Source organism: Microcoleus sp. POL10_C6 (assembly GCF_036701585.1).
In the GTDB taxonomy this organism is placed as follows: Bacteria; Cyanobacteriota; Cyanobacteriia; order Cyanobacteriales; family Microcoleaceae; genus Microcoleus.
In genome coordinates this window covers 1-1,928 of sequence record NZ_JAUBRB010000136.1, presented here as the reverse complement: position 1 = coordinate 1,928, position 1,928 = coordinate 1, and the positions used below count along the sequence as shown (strand labels likewise).

Below are 1,928 nucleotides of genomic sequence, written 5' to 3'. Positions count from 1 at the left end.
CACCTATTAAAGGATAATTGGTGCGTCAGTTTTTTGTGGAAACAGTGCGATTTGAGCGCAGTCGATTTGCGGGGAGCAAATCTCCAATAAGCCCATTTGAGCGGCGCTAATTTGTCCGCTGCTAAGTTAAAGAATGCTGATATTTCTGCTTGCCAATAAAGTGCTAAAGAACTGGCGACGGGACATCATAAATTTAGAAGTAGAACTGTACTTACAGACAAGTTTACAGTTTTCTGATTAAATAGGTAGAGGCAATTCGCGGATTGCTTCTAAAACCCCAAGATCACTCACTCAAATAGCAATTTACCCATGAGCGCTGCACTCCCGTTAACAGGCAAAGCTATAGTAGTCCAGGTAATTAACGGTCAACCCGTTGTGATCGAAGTAGACGGCACTAATGCCCCGATTACTGGAGGAAATTTTGTTGACTTAGTTGAACGAGGCATTTACGACGGGGTGATGTTTCACCGAGTTGTGCGTCAGCCAGATCCTTTTGTTGTGCAAGGAGGTGATCCGCGCAGCAGGGATACGACAATTCCGGCAAGTCAATTGGGAACGGGTAGTTTTATTGACCCGGATACCAATCAGGCGCGTTTTATTCCTTTGGAAATTAAGCCGCAAGGGGCCGCGCAACCTGTTTACAACCAAGTTGTCACCCAGAGGCCGCAGTTGCGGCATAATCGCGGCGCTGTGGCAATGGCTCGTTCCAATGCTTTGGATTCGGCTTCTTCGCAGTTTTATTTTGCTTTGGATGAGTTGCCATTTTTGGATGGTAGTTATGCTGTTTTTGGCAATGTTATTCAAGGTTTTGAAACGGTGAATGCGGTGCAGCAGGGCGATCGCATTTCAACTGCAAAAGTCGTTCAAGGAATCGTCCCCAGTCGGGTTTCTAGCATCATTACCGATGTTAATGTGCTCAACGATTTAATTAATAGTACCAATTTCGTAAATCTATCTTTGGGAGCGCTCAGACTGCCAAATACCCCCAACAACTATCAAGTCACTTCCCAAGACTCTCAGCAAAATCCCAGCGGTGTAGTGGGAGGTAGCGCAAACGATCGCATCCTCGGTTCACCGACGGATGATGCAATTAATGGCAGCCAAGGCAACGATACCATCAGTGGCGAAGTCGGTGACGACTTTTTGCGAGGTGGCAAAGGTAACGATTCCATTAGCGGTGGTGTTGGCAACGATATTCTGATTGGCAATTTCGCTGACGATATTCTCAATGGTGATGCTGGTAACGACTTTTTGCGAGGCGGTCAAGGGGATGATATCTTAATTGGTGGTGATGGCAATGATATTTTGATTGGAGATACAGGCAACAATACTCTCACAGGAGGTAGTGGTGCAGATACTTTTGTTTTGCTCGGAGTAGATCCTGCTTCTCTTCCTTTTATTACCCTACCCCCGACAAGTCATACAATAGTTGATTTTAGACCAGAGGAAGGCGATCGCATTGCTTTGACAGGAAATTTATCCGATACTACATTCACTCAATCTGGAAGCAATACTGTCATTAACTTGGCAGCGGCTGGTACTGTGGTACAAAATTCTACTGTCGCCTCTGTTCAAAATGCAGCCTTTGCAATTCCTTTATCTAGGATTCCTAGTAATCCTAACCCTCAACCTGCCGATGCAGCCTTGAGAATTGGCTAACTTTAACTATAGGTGTAGGGTGCTTATGGCGCACCTTACAAATTCCCCAATTCCCATTCCCCATTCCCCAATTGCCCAATTTCCCATTCCCAATTTCTAATTTGAAAACTCAACTAACACCATAGCTTTGTAATTTGAGAAACTGCCTCTTGATAAGAATCCATTCTCCCCTGCTGCTTAAAAAGCCCTGCTGCTTTCTGAAAATCCTCAAATGCTCCCTGAACCTCTCTCAATTTATATCTAGTCAGTCCTCGGTTAAAGTAAGCTTT

Annotated in this window: 1 protein-coding gene and 1 pseudogene; both read left to right on the top strand. The window is 44.9% G+C overall.

Going from position 1 to position 1,928, the window contains the following annotated elements:
- Positions 1 to 90: 90 nt before the first annotated feature.
- A pseudogene (locus QUA34_RS30330) lies at positions 91 to 159 on the top strand (pentapeptide repeat-containing protein); the annotation flags it as partial.
- 150 nt (positions 160 to 309) lie between these two features.
- Positions 310 to 1,659: a peptidylprolyl isomerase gene (locus QUA34_RS29975; RefSeq protein WP_333332846.1), complete on the top strand. Its 1,350-nt coding sequence runs from the start codon at positions 310 to 312 to the stop codon at positions 1,657 to 1,659.
- Positions 1,660 to 1,928 lie beyond the last annotated feature (269 nt).

Coding starts and splice junctions, on each gene's coding strand:
- QUA34_RS29975 (WP_333332846.1), top strand. CDS start 310: ATGAGCGCTGCACTCCCGTTAACAGGCAAAGCTATAGTAGTCCAGGTA.